This is a genomic window from Pseudomonas sp. NBRC 111130, from assembly GCF_001320485.1.
GTDB classification, from domain to species: domain Bacteria; phylum Pseudomonadota; class Gammaproteobacteria; order Pseudomonadales; family Pseudomonadaceae; genus Aquipseudomonas; species Aquipseudomonas vlassakiae.
The window spans coordinates 1-19,574 of sequence record NZ_BCBG01000002.1; the positions used below are offsets into that span (position 1 = coordinate 1).

The following is a 19,574-nucleotide window of genomic DNA, read 5'->3' on the forward strand; positions in this document are numbered from 1 at the left end:
TACATCACCGCACTCGAAATCTGCGCAATCCCTGTGGGAGCGGGCGTGCCCGCGAAGGCCTAGACGCAGTTACAACCCTTTAAAAATCGGGCCTGCAGCCGTGATAGAGGGCATTGATGAAATGGTCAGGGAAAGCGATTTGACGGGGCTGGCCACAGGCTATAGCTTGAGTCCTGTAGCCCCCATTTCCTTTCGAGCGCCAACGTGGAACAGAACAGCCGGGCCCTGATCGACGGCTTCAACCGGAAAATCGACTACCTGCGGATGTCGGTCACTGACCGCTGCGACTTCCGTTGCGTGTACTGCATGGCCGAAGACATGCAGTTCCTGCCACGCCAGCAGATCCTCAGCCTTGAAGAACTGTTCCAGGTGGCCGAGCGCTTCGTCGCCCTCGGCACCCGCAAAATCCGCCTGACCGGTGGCGAACCGCTGGTGCGCCAAGGCATCGTCGACCTGTGTGGGCGCATCGCCGCCCTGCCCGGCCTGCGTGAACTGTGCATGACCAGCAACGGCTCGCAGCTCGGGCGCCTGGCCCAGCCGCTGTTCGACGCCGGGCTCACCCGCCTGAACATCAGCCTCGACAGCCTCGACGCCGCGCGCTTCAAGCAGCTGACCCGTACCGGCGATCTTCATCAGGTAATCGCTGGCATCGATGCCGCACGCCAGGCCGGCTTCCAGCGCACCAAGCTCAACTGCGTGGTGCTCAAGGGCCGCAACGACCACGAACTGGTCGACCTGGTGCGCTTTGCCATCGACCGCGAGCTGGACATCACCTTCATCGAAGAAATGCCACTGGGGGTGATCAACGAACACGAACGCGGCGAGTCGTTCTGCTCCAGCGATGAAGTGCGCGATCGCCTGGCCGAGCACTTCAGCCTGATCGAATCCACCGAGTCCTCCCAGGGCCCGGCGCGCTACTGGCGCCTCGCCGAAGCCGCCCATACCCGGGTCGGTTTCATTTCACCGCACAGCCACAACTTCTGCGCCACCTGCAACCGTGTGCGCCTGACCGTCGAAGGCCGCCTGCTGCTGTGCCTGGGCAACGAACACTCGATGGACCTCAAGCAGGTCCTGCGCGCCCACCCCGGCGATGCGGCGCGGCTGGAGAAGGCCATCCGCGACTCGCTGCACCTCAAGCCCTACCGCCATCATTTCGAAGTCGGTGGCGAGGTGCAGATCCTGCGCTTCATGAACATGACCGGCGGCTGATCGGCCGCCTCTGGATTGCCATGATCGTCCACCCCCGCCCCGATGTGCTGCGCGTGCTGTTCACCCTCAAAGGCTCGATCGTCAAGCGCATTGCCCCGCGCTGCCTGATGGTCACCTTGCTGGCTGCGCTGATCGTGCTGGTCGAGCGGCACTTCCCGGCGTTTTTCTACCCGGTCAGCGCCACGCCGTTCACCCTGCTTGGCCTGTCGCTGTCGATCTTCATGAGTTTTCGCAACAACGCCTGCTATGACCGTTGGTGGGAAGGGCGCAAGGCCTGGGGCAGGCTGATCATCGAAACCCGTTCGTTCGTACGGGAGAGCGTGGTGATCGCCGATGAGCACCTGCGCGCCGAGCTGTTGCGCAGCCTGTGCGGCTTTGCCCATGGGCTGAATGCTCGGTTGCGCAACGAAAGCGAAGTGAACGCCACCCGCCCCTGGCTGAACCAGGCTACCCAGGTGGCCGAGCACAACGTGTGCGATGGCATCCTGCGCGACATCGGCATGCACTGTTCACGGCTGGCAGCGCAAGGGCAGATCAGCGAATGGCGCTACACCCTGCTGGAGCAGCGCCTGGCCGGGCTGACCGAGGTGCAGGCCAGTTGTGAGCGGATCAAGGGCTCGCCGCTGCCATTCCCCTACACCTTGCTGCTGCACCGTACCATCTACATCTTCTGCCTGCTGCTGCCGTTCGCCCTGGCCGAGCCGCTGGGCTGGCTGGCGCCGCTGTTCACCACCATCGTCGGCTACACCTTTTTTGGCCTGGATGCGATCGGCAACGAGCTGGAGGACCCGTTCGGGCGCGATGAGAACGACCTGCCGATGGATGCCATGGTCAGGACCGTGGAGCGGGATGTGTTGGGGGCTCTGGGGGTCGAGCCGCTGCCGCCGGTGTTGCTGCCGGTGGACTATGTACTGAGCTGATGGCCTCTTCGCGGGCACGCCCGCTCCCACAGGTAAGGCGTGATCCCTGTGGGAGCGGGCGTGCCCGCGAAGAGGCCGGTGCAGCTAACCGCGGCTTTCGCAGGCTTCGACAGGTTTCAGATGCTTGACAAAATTACAGGGCCGGTGCCGCGCATCCAGTTGCTCCACCAGGATGCCTTCCCAGGCAGTTCGGCAAGCGCCAGTCGAGCCGGGCAGGCAGCACACCAGGGTGCCGTTGGCAATCCCCGCCAGCGCCCTGCTCTGTACGGTCGAGCTGCCGATATCGAGAATGGACAAGGCGCGGAACAGTTCGCCAAAGCCATCGACGGTCCGCTCCAGCAGGCACTGTACTGCCTCCGGTGTGCTGTCACGCCCGGTAAAGCCAGTGCCGCCAGTGATCAGCACCACCTGCACGTCGTCGTCGGCGATCCAGCTCGCCACCTGGGCGCGGATCTTGTACAGGTCATCCTTGAGCAGCGCGCGTGCCACCAGGCGATGGCCGACCTCCACCGAGCGGCTGGCCAGCAGCTGGCCGGAGGTGTCGTTGTCATAGGTACGGGTGTCGCTGACGGTCAGCACGGCGATATTCAGCGGTACGAAAACCGCATCGGGTTGGACGCGCACGGTGAAGCTCCTCGAATGGCATTGTCGTCACGCTAGAGGCAAGCCAGAACAGCGTCCAATCGAAATGGCGAACCGGCCGATCAATGACATCTATCGCAGACGTGGGTTAAGGTCTGCACAACCAGACGCCAGGCACTCCCATGGACATCAAGCAGCTCAAGTTCCTCATCGCCCTCGACCAGACCCGCCACTTCGGCCAGGCTGCGGCGCTGTGCCATATCACCCAGCCGACCCTGTCGATGCGCCTGCGCAACCTGGAGGACGAACTGGACCTGGTGCTGGTCAAGCGCGGCCAGCGCTTCGAAGGCTTCACCGAGGCCGGCGAGCGCATCCTGGCCTGGGCCCGCACCCTGCTCGCCGCCCATGACGGCCTGCAAGCCGAGGCCGCCAGCTGCCGCGGCCAGGTGGTCGGCAGCCTGCGCCTGGGCACCGTGCCGCTGGCCAGCTTCAACCCCATGCACCTGCTGCTGCCGCTGCGCGAGAAGTACCCCGAGCTGCAATTCCAGCTCAGTTCGCACAGCACCGAGCAGATCATGGACGGCCTGAGCCGCAACCAGCTAGACCTGGGGATCTGCTACCTCGACCAGGTCAACGCCAACTTCTTCGAAGTGATCGAACTGGGTACCACCACCATGGGCCTGCTGTTCGACACCCAGCACTTCCAGTTCGACGCCGACAGCCTGCGTTGGGAGGAACTCGGCGACACCCCCCTGGGCCTGCTGAGCAAGGGCATGCACTACCGCCAGTCACTGGACCTGAGCCTGCGCAGCCGCGGCCTTGAACCCAATGCCGTGCTGGAAAGCGACTCGACCTTCCAACTGGTGCAGGCCATCAACACTGGCGTGTGCTGCGCGATCATGCCGCTGGGCTGCGGCCTGGAAGACCTCAGCGAACACATGCGCATCATCCCCATCGCCGACGCCAGCATCCACAGCCCGGTCGGCCTGCTGCTGCGCCGCAGCGAACCGCGTTCGGCGATTGCCGAGCAGTGCTTCGCCGAAGCGAAGCTGCTGTTTCAACCTAGCTGATCCGCGGTTGCCTGGCGATACTGCCGCGGCGTGAAGCCCGTCAGTTGCTTGAACTGACGGCTGAACGCGCTGTGGTCGGTATACCCGCAGCGCAACGCCACTTCGGTGATCGGCAAATCGGAATGCAGCAACCGGTGGGCGTGCTCCAGGCGTGCCTTGTGGATCATCTGCCGCGGCGTGAGGTGGAACACCCGCTTGCAATAGCGCTCCAGCTGCGCCACGGAAATCCCGGCGATGCGGGTCAACTCGCTCATGCTGATCGGTTGGTGGAAATGTTGACGGATGTGCTCGTCCACGGCAGCCAGGCGCTGGTAGGCGGGGTGGGTATCGGCGGCTGACTGCAGGTCGACGGAGATGCCCACCAAACCGATGATCTCCCCGGCCGGGTTGCGCAGCGGGCGCTTGTGGGTCAGGCACCAGCCCGGTTCTCGGCTGCCGTACAGGTGCAGTTCGAGCTGGTCTTCCAGCACCAGCCCATCCTTGAGCACGCGGCGGTCCTGCTCGGTGTAGCCGGGGCCCAGTTGCGCCGGGAACACTTCGGCACTGGTCTTGCCCAGCAGCGGCTGCAGGCGCTTGAGACCGCAGCGCTGGACCAGGGTGGTATTGGCCAGCACATAGCGCGCGGCCGGGTCCTTGATGAAGATCGCGGCGTTGGGGATGGCGTCGAGGATCGGTAGCAGCAAAGAGACACCCGCCAGCAGCGCTTCTAGGGTGGTCGGGCGGTGCTGGTCGACGGACTGGTACAGGGTTGCCAGGGGGATATCGGTCATCTGTCGGCTCACTGCAGCTTATAGCGTTCAGGTCTGCATACGCTTTTTTGTAGGGGCGGCCTTGTGTCGCGAAAGGGCTGCGCAGCAGCCCCGGGATCTGCGCCCTCATGCAAAATTGCCGGGGCCGCTATGCGGCCCTTTCGCGACACAAGGCCGCTCCTACAGGGACGGCGCTTGCAACTGAGAGCACTTCACAAAACCTTGTCCATTATGGCTTTCAGCCTATATCTGGGCACTTTCACCCCGCCACTGCTTTTTTGAAACTGTGCCGATTTCGTCATCCCTCCTGCAGAAAACCATCAAGAACCCCTGCCCCGTTCGGGTCCACTCTATGCCCCACGCAAGCCGCCCAAGACCTACAACAGCGCGGCCGTGGAAAGCCGCATCACGTGACATCAGACCTGCCTATCCAAAACCTACAAAAAGGCGCACCCATGTCAGGCAAATTCAAGAAACAGCTGTCGTTGCTCGACCTCACCTTCATCGGCCTCGGTGCCATCTTCGGCTCCGGCTGGCTGTTCGCCGCCAGCCATGTTTCGGCCATCGCCGGCCCGGCCGGTATCCTCTCCTGGTTCCTCGGCGGTTTCGCCGTGCTGCTGCTGGGCATCGTCTACTGCGAACTCGGCGCCGCCCTGCCGCGTGCCGGTGGCGTGGTGCGCTACCCGGTGTACTCGCACGGCCCGCTGCTCGGCTACCTGATGGGCTTCATCACCTTGATCGCGTTCTCCAGCCTGATCGCCATCGAAGTGGTCGCCTCGCGCCAATACGCCGCAGCCTGGTTCCCCGGGCTGACCAAAGCCGGTTCCAGCGACCCCACGGTGCTCGGCTGGCTGGTGCAGTTCGCCTTGCTGGGGCTGTTCTTCTTCCTCAACTACCGCAGCGTGAAGACCTTCGCCAAGGCCAACAACCTGGTCAGCGTGTTCAAGTTCATCGTGCCGCTGCTGGTGATCGGCGTGCTGTTCACCTTCTTCAAGCCGGAGAACTTCGAGGTCCAGGGCTTCGCCCCGTTCGGCCTGTCCGGCGTGGAAATGGCGGTATCGGCGGGTGGCATCATCTTCGCTTACCTGGGGCTGACGCCGATCATCTCGGTGGCCAGCGAAGTGAAGAACCCCCAACGCACCATTCCCATCGCGCTGATCCTCTCGGTGCTGCTGTCCACCGCGATCTACGCCCTGCTGCAACTGGCCTTCCTCGGCAGCGTGCCGACCGAGATGCTGGCCAACGGCTGGGCCGGCGTGACCAAAGAACTGGCCCTGCCCTACCGTGACATCGCCTTGGCCCTGGGTGTGGGCTGGCTGGCCTACCTGGTGGTGGCCGACGCGGTGATCTCGCCCAGCGGCTGCGGCAACATCTACATGAACGCCACCCCGCGCGTGGTCTATGGCTGGGCGCAGACCGGCACCTTCTTCAAGTACTTCACCCGCATCGATGCCCAGTCCGGTATCCCGCGCCCGGCGCTGTGGCTGACCTTCGGCCTGTCGGTGTTCTGGACCCTGCCGTTCCCCTCCTGGGAAGCGCTGATCAACGTGGTGTCTGCCGCGCTGGTACTGAGCTACGCCGTAGCCCCGGTCACCGTTGCCGCCTTGCGCCGCAATGCGCCGGACATGCCGCGCCCGTTCCGGGTCAAAGGCATGGGCGTGCTGGGCCCGCTGTCGTTCATCATCGCCGCGCTGATCGTCTACTGGTCGGGCTGGAACACCGTGTCCTGGTTGCTGGCCTTGCAGATCGTGATGTTCGTGCTGTACCTGCTGTGCAGCCGCTTCGTGCCGACCCAGCACCTGTCGCTGGCCCAGCAAGTGCGTTCTTCGGCCTGGCTGATCGGCTTCTACGCCATGACCATCCTGCTGTCCTGGCTGGGCAGCTTCGGCGGCCTGGGCGTGCTCGGCCACCCAGTCGACACCGTGGCCGTGGCCGCCTGCGCCCTAGGCATCTACTACTGGGGCGCGGCCACTGGCGTACCGGCTCACCTGGTACGCCTGGAAGGCGAAGACGAAAGCGAAGCCTCCACTGAAACCTACAGCGCCCAGCCCGCCGTCGCCTCCTGATCCTCATAGCAATGGACAAGCCCATGAAACAGATTCACGTCATCGACTCGCATACCGGCGGCGAACCGACCCGCCTGGTGATGAAAGGCTTCCCGCAGTTGCAGGGGCGCAGCATGGCCGAGCAGCGCGACGAACTGCGCGAGCTGCACGATCAATGGCGCCGTGCCTGCCTGCTTGAGCCACGCGGCAACGATGTGCTGGTCGGCGCGCTGTACTGCCCACCGGTGTCGGCTGATGCCACCTGCGGGGTGATTTTCTTCAACAACGCCGGATACCTGAACATGTGTGGCCACGGCACCATCGGCCTGGTCGCCTCGCTGCAGCACCTGGGCCTGGTCGAACCCGGCGAGCACAAGATCGACACCCCGGTCGGCCAGGTCAGCGCCACCCTGCACGCCGATGGCGCCGTCACCGTCGGCAATGTGCCGTCCTATCGCTACCGCCAGCAGGTGGCGGTGGATGTACCTGGGCATGGCGTAGTGCGCGGCGATATCGCCTGGGGCGGCAACTGGTTCTTCCTGGTGTCCGAGCACGGCCAGCGCATTGAACTGGACAACCGCGAGGCCCTCACGGAGTACACCTGGGCCATGCTCAAGGCCCTCGAGGCCCAAGGCATCACCGGCGAAAACGGCGCGCTGATCGACCATGTCGAGCTGTTCGCCGACGACGCCAATGCCGACAGCCGCAACTTCGTCATGTGCCCCGGCAAGGCCTACGACCGCTCCCCCTGCGGCACCGGCACCAGCGCCAAGCTGGCGTGCCTGGCCGCCGACGGCAAGCTCGAAGAAGGCCAGACCTGGGTCCAGGCCAGCATCACCGGTAGCCAGTTCCACGGCCGCTTCGAGCGCGACGGCGAACGCATTCGCCCGTTCATCACCGGCCGCGCCTACATGACCGCCGACAGCACCCTGCTGATCGACGAACAGGATCCATTCGCCTGGGGCATCTGACCCGGCTTTTCTAAACAACCGAATATCGCCAGGAGTGACAACAATGACTGACAACATCTTCACCGGCACCATGCCTGCCCTGATGACCCCGTGCACCGCCGAGCGCAAGCCGGACTTCGACGCCCTGGTGCGCAAGGGCCGGGAGCTGATCGAGGCTGGCATGAGCGCCGTGGTGTATTGCGGCTCGATGGGTGACTGGCCACTGCTGACCGAAGCCGAGCGCCAGGAAGGCGTGGCCCGCCTGGTGGCCGCCGGTATTCCGACCATTGTCGGCACCGGTGCGGTCAACACGCGCGAGGCGGTGTCCCACGCTGCCCACGCGGCCAAGGTCGGTGCCGCCGGCCTGATGGTGATCCCTCGCGTGCTCAGCCGCGGTGCTTCGCTGATCGCCCAGAAACACCACTTCTCGGCCATTCTCGCTGCGGCGCCGAAGCTGCCGGCGGTGATCTACAACAGCCCCTACTACGGCTTCGCCACCCGCGCCGACCTGTTCTTCGAACTGCGCCGCGAATTCCCCAACCTGATTGGTTTCAAGGAGTTCGGCGGCGGCGCCGACCTGCGCTACGCCGCCGAGCACATCACCTCGAAGGATGACGATGTGACCCTGATGGTCGGTGTCGATACCCAGGTCGTGCATGGCTTCGTCAACTGCGCCGCCACCGGTGCCATTACCGGCATCGGCAACGCCCTGCCGCGTGAAGTGCTGCAGCTGGTGAGCCTGAGCAAGCAGGCCGCCAAAGGCGACGCCAAGGCCCGCCGCCTGGCGCGTGAACTGGAAGCGGCGCTGGCAGTGCTGTCGTCGTTCGATGAAGGCTGCGACCTGGTGCTGTACTACAAGCACCTGATGGTGCTCAACGGCGACACCGAGTACAGCCTGCACTTCAACGAAACCGACGTGCTCACCGATGCCCAGCGCAACTATGCCGAGCAGCAGTACGCGCTGTTCCGCAAGTGGTACGCCAGCTGGTCGGCCGAGCAGAACCTGGCCTGATCCCTGGGGCTGCTGCGCAGCCCTTTCGCGACACAAGGCCGCTCCCACATTGACCGGCGTACACAGGTCTTTTGTGGGAGCGGCCTTGTGTCGCGAAAGGGGCGCAAAGCGCCCCCCGATCCAGAAACTGATTCCGAAGGAGGCCCCATGACCCTGACAGGCAACTTGCTGATCGGCCAGCGCGCCGTTCCCGGCAGCCGCGACGCGATCCACGCCATCGACCCGGCCACCAACCAGGCCCTCGAACCCGCCTACGCCGGCGGAAGCGGCGAACACGTGGCCCAGGCCTGCGCACTGGCCTGGGCGGCGTTCGACGTCTACCGCGAAACCTCGCTGGAACAACGCGCACATTTTCTTGAAACCATCGCCAGTGAAATCGAAGCCATTGGCGATGCCCTGATCGATCGCGCCGTGGCCGAAAGCGGCCTGCCCAAGGCGCGCATCCAGGGCGAGCGTGGCCGCACTTGCACGCAACTGCGCACCTTCGCCCGGGTGGTCCGCAGCGGCGAATGGCTCGATGTGCGGGTCGACAACGCCCTGCCCGAACGCCAACCACTGCCACGCGCCGACCTGCGCCAACGCCAGGTGGCGCTGGGCCCGGTGGCGGTGTTTGGCGCCAGCAACTTCCCCTTGGCCTTCTCGGTAGCGGGTGGCGACACCGCATCGGCCCTGGCCGCCGGCTGCCCGGTGGTGGTCAAGGCCCACGCCGCGCACCCCGGCACCAGCGAACTGGTCGGCCGGGCCGTGGCCCGTGCCGTCAAGCAATGCGGCCTGCCTGAAGGAGTGTTCTCGTTGCTGTATGGCGCCGGTCATGAAGTCGGTATCGCCCTGGTCAGCGACCCGCACATCAAGGCGGTCGGCTTCACCGGGTCGCGCAGCGGCGGCACAGCCCTGTGCAAGGCAGCCCAAGCTCGCCCCGAGCCGATTCCGGTGTACGCCGAGATGAGTTCGATCAACCCGGTATTTCTTTTCGATGCCGCGTTGCAAGCCCGTGGCGAAGCACTGGCGCAAGGCTTCGTTGCCTCGCTGACCCAAGGCGCCGGGCAGTTCTGCACCAACCCTGGGCTGGTGATCGCCCGCCAGGGGGCGGCGCTGCAGCGCTTCATCGAGGCGGCCAGCGCGCAGGTTCGCCAGGCCGCCGCGCAGACCATGCTCACCCCAGGCATTGCCAGCGCATACGCTGCGGGCGTCGACACCCTGGCCAGCAACGTCAACGCTACGCTTGCCGCCAGCGGCCTGACGCAACAAGGGCCGAACCAGTGCCAGGCGCAGCTGTTCGTGACCCAGGCCGAAGCGTTTCTCGGCGACCCGGCATTGCAGGCCGAAGTGTTCGGCGCCGCTTCGCTGGTAGTGGCCTGCACCAGCGACGCGCAGGTGCGCCAGGTGGCCGAACAGCTTGAAGGCCAGCTGACCGCCACGCTGCATCTGGACGATGCCGACCTCGACAGTGCCCGCGCCCTGCTGCCGACCCTGGAGCGCAAGGCCGGGCGCATCCTGGTCAACGGCTGGCCGACCGGTGTCGAGGTGTGCGACGCGATGGTTCACGGCGGGCCGTTCCCTGCCACCTCAGATGCCCGTACCACCTCGGTCGGCACCGCAGCGATCCTGCGTTTCCTGCGCCCGGTGTGCTACCAGGACTTCCCCGATGCCCTGCTGCCGCAGGCGCTCAAGCACGGCAACCCGCTGCAATTGCGACGTTTGCTCGACGGCAAACGGGAAGGTTGAGCATGGTCGATACCGCCGAAAACGATATCGCCGTGGTGGGTGCCGGCATTGTCGGCGTCGCCTGCGCCCTGCAACTGGCCCGCCAGGGCCGTCGGGTGCTGCTGCTCGATCATCAGGCGCCGGGCCACGGTGCCTCCTTCGGCAACGCCGGGCATCTGGCCACCGAGCAGGTGTTCCCGATCGCCGACCTGTCGATCCTCAAGCGCCTGCCGCGCATGCTGCTCGACCCGATGGGCCCGCTGCGCCTGGACTGGAAGTACCTGCCCAAGGCCATGCCATGGTTCACCCGCCTGCTGCTGAACCTGCGCCCGGCGCCGTTCCAGCGCAGCGTGGCCGGCATCCGCGCACTGAACGAAGGTAGCCTGGGAGCCTGGCAGCGTTTGCTGGGCTCGATCGGGCGTAGCGAGTTGTTCAAGGAGGACGGCTCGCTGCTGGTGTTCGAGCGGCCCGAGTCACGTGTCGCGCTGCAGGCCTTGCGCGCACGCATGCAGCAGCAGGATGTGCAGGTGGACCTGTGGTCAACCGATCACCTGCGCGAGGCCGCGCCGCAGTTGAACCCATCGCTGCTCGGCGGGCTGTTCTTCCCGCGTACCGGGCACTTCATCGACCCATACCGGGTGGTCTGCGCACTGTTCGAGGCCGCCAAGGCCAACGGCGTACGCTTCGTCCAGGCGCGGGTTACGGGAGGTCAACTGCACAGCGGCGGGGTCAACCTGGCCAGTGACCGGGGGACGTTCAAGGCGCGCCAGGTCCTGCTCAGCTGCGGCGCCCATTCAGCGCCATTGACGGTGGCGCTGACCGGCAAACGCGTACCGCTGGATACCGAGCGCGGCTATCACCTGATGCTGCCGCAAGAACAGCAGCGGCTGCCGTTCGCGGTCACGTCGCTGGAGCGCAAGTTCATCATGACGCCCATGGCTGATGGGCTGCGCCTGGCTGGCACAGTGGAGTTCGCCGGGCTCGATGCGCCGCCCAGCATGCAGCGGGCGTGGCAGTTGCACCGGCTGAGCAAGGGGTTGTTTCAGCATGACTTGAGCACGGAAGGGGCGACGCCGTGGATGGGCTTCAGGCCCTCGTTGCCGGACTCGTTGCCGGTGATCGACCGCGTGTGTGACGGGCGAGTGCTGCTTGCCTTCGGGCATCAGCATCTGGGATTGACCCAGGCGGCGGTGACGGCGGAATGGGTGGGGCGGTTGGCGGCGCAATCGGCCGGGCCGGAGACAGCGGCTTACCGGTTGGATCGGTTCTAGCCTGGACCGGCCTCTTCGCGGGCGCGCCCGCTCCCACAGGTACAGCGTTGCCTTCAGCCTTCACGCTGTACTTGTGGGACAGCGGCTTACCGGTTGGATCGGTTCTAGCCTGGACCGGCCTCTTCGCGGGCGCGCCCGCTCCCACAGGTACAGCGTTGCCTTCAGCCTTTACGCTGTACTTGTGGGAGCGGGTTTACCCGCGAATGGGCTGCAAAGCAGCCCCCCTTCAAGACTCAGCGATAGCGCTCAAGCCAGTGTGCATAAGGTGCCGGCAAGGTCCAGGAGGCCTTGTCCACTCCCAACTCCTTGGCCGCGAAGTACGCCCAGTGCGGATCGGCCAGGTGCGCACGCCCTACCGATACCAGGTCCAACTGCTTGGCCTGCACCGCCTCTTCAGCCAGTTGCGGCGTGCCAAAGCCCCACGCCGAAGTCACTGGCAAGCCCGCCTCGCGACGCACACGTTCGGCAATCGGCCCCATGAATGCCGGGCCCCACGGAATGTTGGTATCGGGAATGGTGAAGCCGACGCTGACGCTCAGCAGGTCCAGCCCGCCAGCCTTGAACCGGCGCGCCAGTTCGATCGACTCTTCCAGGGTCTGCTCATCGCGGCCGTCATACTCCAGCACACCAAAGCGAGCGGTCAGTGGCAGGTTCTCCGGCCATACCTCACGCACCGCTGCCAGGGTTTCCAACAGAAAGCGACTGCGGTTTTCGAAGCTGCCACCGTAGGCATCGGTACGCTGGTTGGAATGCTCGGAGAAGAAGCTCTGCCCCAGATAGCCGTGGGCGAAGTGCAGCTCGATCCACTCGAAGCCAGCGTCGCGGGCACGGCGCGCAGCGTCGACGAAATCCTGTTTGACCCGGGCAATGTCGTCCAGGGTCATTTCGCGCGGGACTTTCGGCAGGTGCGCACCAAAGGCGATGGCCGACGGGGCGATAGTGTCCCAGCCACGGGCATCGTCGGCAGCGATGTGGTCATCGCCTTCCCACGGGCGGTTGGCGCTGGCCTTGCGCCCGGCGTGGGCAATCTGGATACCCGGCACCGAGCCTGCCGCCTTGATCGCCTGTACCACCGGCACGAACGCCTGGGCGTGGGCGTCGCTCCAGATCCCGGCGCAACCGGGGGTGATGCGCCCTTCCGGTGCCACGGCGGTGGCCTCCACTACCAGCAGGCCTGCACCGCCACGGGCGAGGCCGGCCAGGTGCACGTGGTGCCAGTCGTTGATCATGCCGTCCTCAGCCATGTACTGGCACATCGGCGGGATGGCGATGCGGTTGCGCAAAGTGACATCTTTCAGGGTGTAGGGTTGGAACAGGGCAGACATGGGCAAACTCCGGGTCGTCTGAATACGATAGTTCGATCATAATCGAACTATGGCAATTAATGAAACCCCCGTTATCATGTCGGCCATGCGAGCCTACCAACACCCCAATTCTGAAGACCTGACTCTCGAGCGTGTGCTCTATGCACTGAGCGACCCGGTGCGCCTGGGCATCGTCCGCCATCTGGCCGGCGTGGCCGAGGCCAGCTGTGGCGAACTCGATGGCGGGCGGCCGAAGTCGAGCATGTCGCACCATTTTCGCGTGTTGCGTGATGCGGGGTTGGTGCATACCCGCAACGTCGGCACCACCCACATGAATTCGCTGCGCAGCGAGATGCTGGCCGAGCGCTTTCCCGGCTTGCTGGACTGCATTCTGCGGCAGGTCTGATCGCTACCGTGCCGCCCCGGCACGCCGGCAAGGTCAGGCGCTGATGGCGTCAAAGCTGCGTATGGGGGTGGGCGCCGCACAGAACAGCGGAAACTCTTCTTCGATGATCCACGGCTCTTTCATGACCAGGTACACATCGAGAAAATCAGAGAAGCCAGGCCAGATGAACAGGTCATTGGCTTCGGCAACGGCACGCGACAGCACGCCGACGCCGCCAAAGCTCTTGATCATGGAAACACTGACGATCTCGCTGCCGGAATGGAACACGGTGGCGGCGTCCAGCATGCCGGGCCGGCGCTCGGCGAAGCGGGAAAAGATCGAGGAATAAGGGCACTCGGGCAACGGCTTGATCACCGCGCAGGCAGGTGCACGGTCGTTACTGGATGACGAGGCGACGACTTCGATACGCAACCCCTTGAGCGGCAGCGAATGGTAGTTCTCAGGCACGCTGTCGCCCAGCACCACCACCATGTCGGCTTCGTCCTTGGCCAGCTTTGTCAGGTTGTCGGGCGATTCCGAGCAACTGAAGATCGGGTTGTAGCCTGCAAGCTTGCTGACCACCCCGCCCATGATCTGTTGGTTGATTTCCATGGACAACGTGCTGTTCAAGGCAACGCGCAGAGGCAGCCGCTGATTGCGGCTCTGGCGCAACTGATTGATCTTCAGTTGCATGCGCTCCGAAGAACGGACGATTTCCAGAACGTGCGGCAGGATGCCCACGCCCTCCTGGGTCAGCGATACCCCTTTGTTGGTGCGGTCGAACAACTTGAAGCCGCAATGATCCTCGAGCTTTTTCAACTGAGCGGCCAAGGCCTGGACCGTAACGTGAACCTGTTCGGCCGCATCGGTGATCGACCCCGTTCGAGCCACGTTCACGATGTTCTTTAGCACCTTGATGTCCATTCAATCTCCCTCCCCGATTTGCTGACGCAGTCCGGCAACAAAAGGCCAACAGGATAACGCACAAGGCCTTGCACTGTCTGCCCGCTTATGGTGCACGCGGCCCGGGTAGCAAGCAACGGTTGAGGCACCTGAAAAAAAAGTGAAGTTTCTCCGCGCAAGCCAACTGTTAGATTTTTGCCAGCTTTTGAATAAGAAGAGATGGCCATGCTGACACTGAACAGAAACATCGAAACTGCCCTGCGACAAAACAAGACGGTCAATGTCATGGGCAGCGATTATGCCTTGACCGGCGGCTTCAAGGAGTTCGTCGAGTTTTCCAAAAGTTGGGAAACCATGGGCGTCGACCGTTATTACGGTCAGGCCGACAAGGGCACGCGCTACCGCCGTTACAGTGATTTCGACTTCAACCCGGTCACCGGCGAACTGAACCAACTCAGCCACCGCGCCTACGAACAATCCGAGGCCCACAACGCCTACGTCGGCGGCATGGCGCGTCATTTCGATGACATCGGCGCCGATGTATTCAACTCACCGATCCTGCGGGCGCTGATTCGGCTGGATTTCGACGTGTACAAGGCCGTATTGCCGGAAGACCTGCATACCGTCAACTGGCAGTGCCAGGTGCATCAGATCCGTATCGAGATCAAACCCGGGGCGCAGATCGAAATCACACCTGAAGGTATTCACTGTGACGGTTACCCGTTCAGCGGCGTGCACTTCTGGGGCCGTCATAATGTCGAAGGTGCTACCAGCAAGATTTACGATAAACAGTCCAATGTTATCGATTCCGGCACCTACCTGAATATTCTCGACACTACTTACTTCCTCGACCGCGAACTTCAGCACTATGTAACGCCGGCCATCAACCCGAGCCATTCCGAAATGGGCTACCGGCAGATCATTGCCATTTCCTTCTCTCGACCGGGTAGCGAGCATGACATTATCGACTAGTTGCATCGGCACGGCGCCAAAACTGTTCCCGGCCGAACACATCAATGGCCTGAGCATCAAGAAAGCCACGCCCTTCCATGCGCGCAAGATCGTCGACTTCTTCCGCCGCTTCGAAGAGACCTCATTCTGCGACTGGCAGGACGAAGGGCTGCTCAAAGGTTTGCTCGGCACCGAGCACACCTATTGCTACGTGGCCGAGAACCAGACCGGGGCCATCGTCGGCGCGGTCGCGGGCGGACTGATGGGCACACGAGGCACCATCAATCACATGGCCGTGGAGCCGGACTATCGCCAGAGCAGGATCGGCACTTCATTGGCCAACTCGATTCTCAGTGATTTCCGCCAGCACGGCATTCGCCGGGTGTTCCTGTTCGTTGAGAATGACAACACCCAGGCACTGAGCTTCTGGCAGAAACAAGGCTTTCTGCAGACATGTGGTGAAATCACCTGCGAGGTCGACCTGTGACCTCGTCGGTGCTGCTATCCGCCACGCGCAAGGAAAGCCTGGTCGACGCCCTGCCGATCATTACCGGCTATTTCGTCGTCAGCTTCGTGTTTGGTGTCATGTGCATCAATGCCGGCCTGCCCTTGTGGCTGCCGGCCGCCATGTGCCTGTTCGTCTATGCCGGGGCGGCGCAGTTCGCCGCACTGGCCCTGATGACCACCAGCGCGCCGCTGATCACCATTGCCTTGTCGACCTTGCTGATCAATTCGCGGCACATGCTGATGGCGATGTACATGTCCAAACGCAGCGCACAACTGCCGATCAGCAAGCCACAGAAGCTGCTGTACGCTTTCGGCCTGACCGATGAGTCCTTTGCCTTTCATAGCCAACGCCTGGAAAACGGCAGGCCGACCTCGGCGGGCTATCTGTTGCAGTTCAATACCTACTGCCATGCCAGCTGGATCGCCGGCGCGGTGTTTGGCGCGGTGGCCTCGGATGCATTGAACCGGTTCTCCCAGTTCAAGCTGGACTATGCCCTGACGGCAATGATGATCTTCGTGCTGATATCGCTGTGCAGCAACCTCACCAAAGCGCTCATCGCCCTGGTGGTGATCGTCACCACCTGCCTGTTGAACATGTACGCACCGTCGCCCTTGAACGTATTCATCGCAACCGCCTTAGGCTGTGGAGCAGGGTTATGCCTGAAAAGAACTACCTGATCGCAGCGGTGATGCTGATGGCTGCCATCACCTATCTCACCCGTGCGACACCCTTTCTGCTGAAGATGGAGAAATCTCCCAAGCTGTTCAATGACGTCATTGAATACTTGCCGGTGGCAATCATCGCCAGCATCACCGTACCCGCCCTGCTGGTGGCCAAGGATGGCTCATTGCTGGGCCTGAATGCCGACCTGCTGGCAGCGATCCCGGTGGTCATCGTCGCCTACTGGTCACGCAGCCTGATCTACAGTGTGTGTGCCGGTGTCGCCGGGCATGTGGCAATCACGCTCCTGGCATGAGGTGCGGTTGTGAAAAGGAAGCAGTTATGAGCCTTGCACGCCGGAAAGTCACGCTGACCAACCTGAGTGAATTTTCCCGCCTGATGCCCAAGGTTCCTCGTGACCAGGTGATTGAGGAAATGGCTGACCTGTCGCTGGAATGCTCGCTGACCTACGCCTTGGGCAAGACGTTCCTGCGCGATGGCTGGATTGCGGAATATCGCCATCTGCATGCGGCCGCGCACTTGAGCCCATGCACCGACCTGCTGCTTTTCGCCACCTCGGGAAGCTTGAATCTGGAGCTGGCCGACGGCTCGCAAATACACGTCATGCACGGCGATCAGGTGGTACTCAGGGCTGCCACCGAGGCGAAGGTCTTTCCCGTCAGTGCCGAGGGTGATGTGAGTTTCCTGGCATTGGCCATCGACCTCAACCTGGCGGAGGTGCTGCAGGACCTCGTCGTCGACAGCGACCTGCCGAAACGCCCATAAAAAAAGCCACGGGGGTCACCCGTGGCTTTCGCGAACCCACATCGCCGCCCGATCAGAGCGCCATGTCGTTTGCTGGCTTGCTTTCAACCGGTTGGCTCGGCGCAACGCTGGTGCCGACGCTCTCGTCGATCACCGGCGGTTTCTCCAGTTGCAGCACTTCAGCGGTGTAGTTCCACTCTTTCTGGGTAGCCGCTGCCGAATCGTTCAGCTTGGTACCGTAGCTCGGTACGATCTGCTTGATCTTGGCCTGCCACTCAGGGGTAGCGACTTTTTCCTTGAACACGGTTTCCAGCACGTTGAGCATGATTGGCGCAGCAGTCGAAGCACCTGGCGAGGCGCCCAGCAGGCCGGCAATGGTGCGGTCCTGGGAAGCCACCACTTCGGTACCCAGCTTCAGCACGCCGCCCTTCTCTTCGTCACGCTTGATGATCTGCACGCGCTGACCGGCCTGCCACAGTTTCCAGTCTTCCTTCTTGGCGTTCGGGAAGTAGGTGCGCAGCGCTTCGAAGCGGTCGTCATCCGACAGCATCAGCTGGCCAGCGAGGTACTCGACCAACGGGTACTGGTCGATACCGACCTTGGTCATCGGCCACACGTTGTGGGTGGTGGTGCTGCTCAGCAGGTCCAGGTACGAGCCGTTCTTCAGGAACTTGGTCGAGAAGGTGGCGAATGGGCCAAACAGGATCACGCGCTTGCCATCCAGCACGCGGGTGTCCAGGTGCGGTACCGACATGGGTGGCGCGCCGGTCGAGGCAATGCCGTAGGCCTTGGCCATGTGCTGCATGGCCACGGTCGGGTTCTCGGTCACCAGGAACGAACCGCCCACCGGGAAGCCTGCGTACTCCTTGGCTTCTGGAATACCGGACTTCTGCAGCAGCTTCAGTGCGCCGCCGCCAGCACCGATGAACAGGAACTTGGCGTCGGTGGCCGATTCGGTACCGTCCTTGAGGTTCTTGTACTCGACGTGCCAGGAGCCGTCTTCGTTGCGGGTGATGTCCTGCACTTCGCTGGACAGCTTCAGGTCGAAGCCTTTCTGGGTCTGCAGGTGGCCAACGAACTGGCGGGTGATTTCGCCGAAGTTGACGTCGGTGCCGATTGGCGTCCAGGTGACAGCCAGCTTCTGGTTCGGGTCACGGCCTTCCATCATCAGCGGGACCCACTTGGCGATCTGCGCGTGGTCCTCGGAGTACTGCATCGGGCGGAACAGCGGGCTGGCCTGCAGCGCGTCGTAACGCTTCTTGAGGAACTTGATGTTGTCATCACCCCAGACGAAGCTCATGTGCGGGGTGGTGTTGATGAACGAATGCGGGTTCTTCAGCACGCCCTGGCGAACCTGCCACGACCAGAACTGGCGGGAGATCTGGAAGGCTTCGTTGATTTCGATGGCCTTGGCGATGTTGACGTTGCCGTCTTTGTCTTCCGGGGTGTAGTTCAGCTCGGCCAGCGCGGAGTGGCCGGTACCGGCGTTGTTCCAGCCGTTGGAGCTTTCCTCGGCGACGCCGTCCAGGCGCTCGACCATTTCCATCGACCAGCTCGGCTCCAGCTCGTGCAGCCACACGGCCAGGGTGGAGCTCATGATGCCGCCGCCGACCAGCAGCACATCGACTTTCTTGGTTTCTGCGGCGTGCGCTTGCATGAAGCTCGCAGCGACAGCCAGACCCAGCAAGGTCTTGCCAGCTTTCTTGAACATTGATCAATTCCAGTCAGTAGAACGGAGGGTGGACCTGTGGCTGGCCCAGAGTGTTCCTTGTTCTTCAGCGCAGGCTTGTTGTTAATGATTGTTCAGCAGCCAGAGAACCAGAAAACGACTCAGGCTTTTGTCGAATTGACCGACCAGGCTGAATCGTTTCGCCGATTGTAACCGAAATGCCAGCACAAACAAATTGCCGCTGGGGGGTCAACGCGACGGGTTGTCTCAGTGATTTTCGCCCACCGCAAAAGCTTTCGGGCAACAAAAACCCCCGGCCATCTGCATGACCGGGGGCGTCGGATCAGGCCACTAGCGGCGAGATCTGTAGATCACCAGGCTTACTGCGGCTGAGGCAGTTTATCGATAGGGCCGCAGCCACCGATGACCTTGGAGATGGAAACCGAAGGGTGGAACAGGTAGTCGTACGAGCAGTTTTTCTGCTGGTTGTAGACTTGGCCAGTGCAGCCCGACAGCAGGGCAACGCCGGATACGACAGCAACGGCGACAGTGGCCTTGAACAGCTTTTTCATACTAAGTCCTTTAAATGCTTCATCTTCGACCATCTTTCTGATGGCGGCGGGATGATACAGAACCCAGGCATTGGATCCAAGTCGCAATTAGCCATCGACAACGGGTGCCTTATCCGGCAAATCACTTTTATCAACAGTCAATCCGTTTCCCCCCAAACAGCAAACGCCATTTCCCCAATAACGGCGATACACCACCCAAACGTGGGCAGTCCCAATAACGACCCAGCACACTGCCAATAAAATTTTTACAATTAGTAATAGTTTTTTCGGGGTTCACTGTTGCAAACCGGCACTGGCACAACACGTGCTTTGACCGATATGGCTCAAGGAACTCTCTGGCGAACA

The 19,574-nt window shown here is 62.9% G+C and carries 20 protein-coding genes; 14 read left to right on the forward strand and 6 right to left on the reverse strand.

The features are described 5' to 3' along the window. Positions 1 to 204 precede the first annotated feature (204 nt). Together moaA and APH33_RS00920 are read left to right on the forward strand one after the other, a co-directional pair. Complete coding sequence (moaA, locus tag APH33_RS00915) at positions 205 to 1,209, forward strand: GTP 3',8-cyclase MoaA (protein WP_054883354.1); 1,005 nt, start codon at positions 205 to 207, stop codon at positions 1,207 to 1,209. A 20-nt stretch (positions 1,210 to 1,229) separates the two neighbouring features. After that, positions 1,230 to 2,129 (forward strand): bestrophin family protein, encoded by a 900-nt coding sequence (locus tag APH33_RS00920; RefSeq protein ID WP_054883355.1) that lies wholly within the window; start codon positions 1,230 to 1,232, stop codon positions 2,127 to 2,129. A gap of 84 nt (positions 2,130 to 2,213) precedes the next feature. Here the strand turns inward: APH33_RS00920 and moaB are convergent, their stop codons facing one another. Beyond that, a complete protein-coding gene (moaB, locus tag APH33_RS00925; RefSeq protein WP_054883356.1) occupies positions 2,214 to 2,753 on the reverse strand; it encodes a molybdenum cofactor biosynthesis protein B in 540 nt (179 codons plus the stop codon). A gap of 140 nt (positions 2,754 to 2,893) precedes the next feature. Here moaB and APH33_RS00930 point away from each other — a divergent pair, with 140 nt between their 5' ends. Further along, positions 2,894 to 3,781 carry a LysR family transcriptional regulator gene (locus APH33_RS00930; RefSeq protein WP_054883357.1) on the forward strand — a complete coding sequence of 296 codons (888 nt, stop codon included), beginning with the start codon at positions 2,894 to 2,896 and terminating at the stop codon, positions 3,779 to 3,781. Here APH33_RS00930 and APH33_RS00935 read toward each other — a convergent pair. Further along, a complete protein-coding gene (locus APH33_RS00935) occupies positions 3,769 to 4,551 on the reverse strand; it encodes an AraC family transcriptional regulator (protein WP_054883358.1) in 783 nt (260 codons plus the stop codon). The genes APH33_RS00930 and APH33_RS00935 overlap by 13 nt on opposite strands. 434 nt (positions 4,552 to 4,985) lie before the next feature. On the opposite strand from APH33_RS00935, the gene APH33_RS00940 reads away from it, so the two are divergent. From APH33_RS00940 to APH33_RS00960, 5 genes are all read left to right on the forward strand, one after another. Further along, positions 4,986 to 6,596 (forward strand): APC family permease, encoded by a 1,611-nt coding sequence (locus tag APH33_RS00940; RefSeq protein ID WP_054883359.1) that lies wholly within the window; start codon positions 4,986 to 4,988, stop codon positions 6,594 to 6,596. 23 nt (positions 6,597 to 6,619) lie between these two features. Beyond that, positions 6,620 to 7,546, forward strand: coding sequence for a 4-hydroxyproline epimerase (locus APH33_RS00945; RefSeq protein WP_054883360.1), 927 nt, complete (start codon positions 6,620 to 6,622; stop codon positions 7,544 to 7,546). A 43-nt stretch (positions 7,547 to 7,589) separates the two neighbouring features. Then, complete coding sequence (locus APH33_RS00950) at positions 7,590 to 8,537, forward strand: dihydrodipicolinate synthase family protein (RefSeq protein WP_054883361.1); 948 nt, start codon at positions 7,590 to 7,592, stop codon at positions 8,535 to 8,537. A gap of 147 nt (positions 8,538 to 8,684) precedes the next feature. Next, a complete protein-coding gene (locus APH33_RS00955; RefSeq protein ID WP_054883362.1) occupies positions 8,685 to 10,262 on the forward strand; it encodes an aldehyde dehydrogenase (NADP(+)) in 1,578 nt (525 codons plus the stop codon). Positions 10,263 to 10,264: 2 nt separating this feature from the next. Then, the gene (locus APH33_RS00960; RefSeq protein WP_054883363.1) at positions 10,265 to 11,512 is read left to right on the forward strand and encodes an FAD-binding oxidoreductase; all 1,248 of its coding nucleotides are present in this window, start codon (positions 10,265 to 10,267) and stop codon (positions 11,510 to 11,512) included. A gap of 233 nt (positions 11,513 to 11,745) precedes the next feature. On the opposite strand, the gene xenA is transcribed toward APH33_RS00960, so the two are convergent. Next, positions 11,746 to 12,837, reverse strand: a complete 1,092-nt coding sequence (gene xenA, locus APH33_RS00965; protein WP_054883364.1) for a xenobiotic reductase XenA — start codon at positions 12,835 to 12,837, stop codon at positions 11,746 to 11,748. Between the two features lie 49 nt (positions 12,838 to 12,886). On the opposite strand from xenA, the gene APH33_RS00970 reads away from it, so the two are divergent. Next, the gene (locus APH33_RS00970) at positions 12,887 to 13,222 is read left to right on the forward strand and encodes a helix-turn-helix transcriptional regulator (RefSeq protein WP_054883365.1); all 336 of its coding nucleotides are present in this window, start codon (positions 12,887 to 12,889) and stop codon (positions 13,220 to 13,222) included. A 33-nt stretch (positions 13,223 to 13,255) separates the two neighbouring features. Here APH33_RS00970 and APH33_RS00975 read toward each other — a convergent pair whose 3' ends face one another. Next, positions 13,256 to 14,125: a LysR family transcriptional regulator gene (locus APH33_RS00975; RefSeq protein WP_054883366.1), complete on the reverse strand. Its 870-nt coding sequence runs from the start codon at positions 14,123 to 14,125 to the stop codon at positions 13,256 to 13,258. A 204-nt stretch (positions 14,126 to 14,329) separates the two neighbouring features. Here APH33_RS00975 and APH33_RS00980 point away from each other — a divergent pair, with 204 nt between their 5' ends. The 5 genes from APH33_RS00980 to APH33_RS01000 are packed head-to-tail and all read left to right on the forward strand — an operon-like array spanning position 14,330 to position 17,009. Next, on the forward strand, positions 14,330 to 15,076 hold the full coding sequence (locus tag APH33_RS00980) for a 2OG-Fe dioxygenase family protein (protein WP_054883367.1): 747 nt from the start codon (positions 14,330 to 14,332) through the stop codon (positions 15,074 to 15,076). Further along, positions 15,060 to 15,542 (forward strand): N-acetyltransferase, encoded by a 483-nt coding sequence (locus tag APH33_RS00985; RefSeq protein ID WP_054883368.1) that lies wholly within the window; start codon positions 15,060 to 15,062, stop codon positions 15,540 to 15,542. The genes APH33_RS00980 and APH33_RS00985 overlap by 17 nt, the downstream gene beginning before the upstream one ends. Further along, positions 15,539 to 16,240, forward strand: coding sequence for an AzlC family ABC transporter permease (locus APH33_RS00990; protein ID WP_054883369.1), 702 nt, complete (start codon positions 15,539 to 15,541; stop codon positions 16,238 to 16,240). The genes APH33_RS00985 and APH33_RS00990 overlap by 4 nt, the downstream gene beginning before the upstream one ends. Next, entirely contained in the window at positions 16,219 to 16,539 is a 321-nt protein-coding gene (locus APH33_RS00995; RefSeq protein WP_027918627.1) for an AzlD domain-containing protein, read from the forward strand. Before APH33_RS00990 ends, APH33_RS00995 begins: the two co-directional genes overlap by 22 nt. Positions 16,540 to 16,565: 26 nt before the next feature. Further along, positions 16,566 to 17,009 (forward strand): hypothetical protein, encoded by a 444-nt coding sequence (locus tag APH33_RS01000; RefSeq protein ID WP_054883370.1) that lies wholly within the window; start codon positions 16,566 to 16,568, stop codon positions 17,007 to 17,009. Positions 17,010 to 17,061: 52 nt separating this feature from the next. Here APH33_RS01000 and mqo read toward each other — a convergent pair whose 3' ends face one another. Next, the gene (gene mqo, locus APH33_RS01005) at positions 17,062 to 18,699 is read right to left on the reverse strand and encodes a malate dehydrogenase (quinone) (RefSeq protein WP_054883371.1); all 1,638 of its coding nucleotides are present in this window, start codon (positions 18,697 to 18,699) and stop codon (positions 17,062 to 17,064) included. Positions 18,700 to 19,037: 338 nt separating this feature from the next. After that, on the reverse strand, positions 19,038 to 19,229 hold the full coding sequence (locus APH33_RS01010; RefSeq protein ID WP_008097338.1) for a DUF4223 family protein: 192 nt from the start codon (positions 19,227 to 19,229) through the stop codon (positions 19,038 to 19,040). Between the last annotated feature and the right edge of the window lie 345 nt (positions 19,230 to 19,574).

What these genes read in the sequence shown, in the direction of transcription:
- APH33_RS00920 (WP_054883355.1), top strand. Translation starts at nt 1,230, where the DNA reads ATGATCGTCCACCCCCGCCCCGATGTGCTGCGCGTGCTGTTCACCCTC.
- APH33_RS00930 (WP_054883357.1), top strand. Translation starts at nt 2,894, where the DNA reads ATGGACATCAAGCAGCTCAAGTTCCTCATCGCCCTCGACCAGACCCGC.
- APH33_RS00935 (WP_054883358.1), bottom strand. Translation starts at nt 4,551, where the DNA reads ATGACCGATATCCCCCTGGCAACCCTGTACCAGTCCGTCGACCAGCAC.
- APH33_RS00940 (WP_054883359.1), top strand. Translation starts at nt 4,986, where the DNA reads ATGTCAGGCAAATTCAAGAAACAGCTGTCGTTGCTCGACCTCACCTTC.
- APH33_RS00945 (WP_054883360.1), top strand. Translation starts at nt 6,620, where the DNA reads ATGAAACAGATTCACGTCATCGACTCGCATACCGGCGGCGAACCGACC.
- APH33_RS00950 (WP_054883361.1), top strand. Translation starts at nt 7,590, where the DNA reads ATGACTGACAACATCTTCACCGGCACCATGCCTGCCCTGATGACCCCG.
- APH33_RS00955 (WP_054883362.1), top strand. Translation starts at nt 8,685, where the DNA reads ATGACCCTGACAGGCAACTTGCTGATCGGCCAGCGCGCCGTTCCCGGC.
- APH33_RS00960 (WP_054883363.1), top strand. Translation starts at nt 10,265, where the DNA reads ATGGTCGATACCGCCGAAAACGATATCGCCGTGGTGGGTGCCGGCATT.
- xenA (WP_054883364.1), bottom strand. Translation starts at nt 12,837, where the DNA reads ATGTCTGCCCTGTTCCAACCCTACACCCTGAAAGATGTCACTTTGCGC.
- APH33_RS00970 (WP_054883365.1), top strand. Translation starts at nt 12,887, where the DNA reads ATGGCAATTAATGAAACCCCCGTTATCATGTCGGCCATGCGAGCCTAC.
- APH33_RS00975 (WP_054883366.1), bottom strand. Translation starts at nt 14,125, where the DNA reads ATGGACATCAAGGTGCTAAAGAACATCGTGAACGTGGCTCGAACGGGG.
- APH33_RS00980 (WP_054883367.1), top strand. Translation starts at nt 14,330, where the DNA reads ATGCTGACACTGAACAGAAACATCGAAACTGCCCTGCGACAAAACAAG.
- APH33_RS00985 (WP_054883368.1), top strand. Translation starts at nt 15,060, where the DNA reads ATGACATTATCGACTAGTTGCATCGGCACGGCGCCAAAACTGTTCCCG.
- APH33_RS00995 (WP_027918627.1), top strand. Translation starts at nt 16,219, where the DNA reads ATGCCTGAAAAGAACTACCTGATCGCAGCGGTGATGCTGATGGCTGCC.
- APH33_RS01000 (WP_054883370.1), top strand. Translation starts at nt 16,566, where the DNA reads ATGAGCCTTGCACGCCGGAAAGTCACGCTGACCAACCTGAGTGAATTT.
- mqo (WP_054883371.1), bottom strand. Translation starts at nt 18,699, where the DNA reads ATGTTCAAGAAAGCTGGCAAGACCTTGCTGGGTCTGGCTGTCGCTGCG.
- APH33_RS01010 (WP_008097338.1), bottom strand. Translation starts at nt 19,229, where the DNA reads ATGAAAAAGCTGTTCAAGGCCACTGTCGCCGTTGCTGTCGTATCCGGC.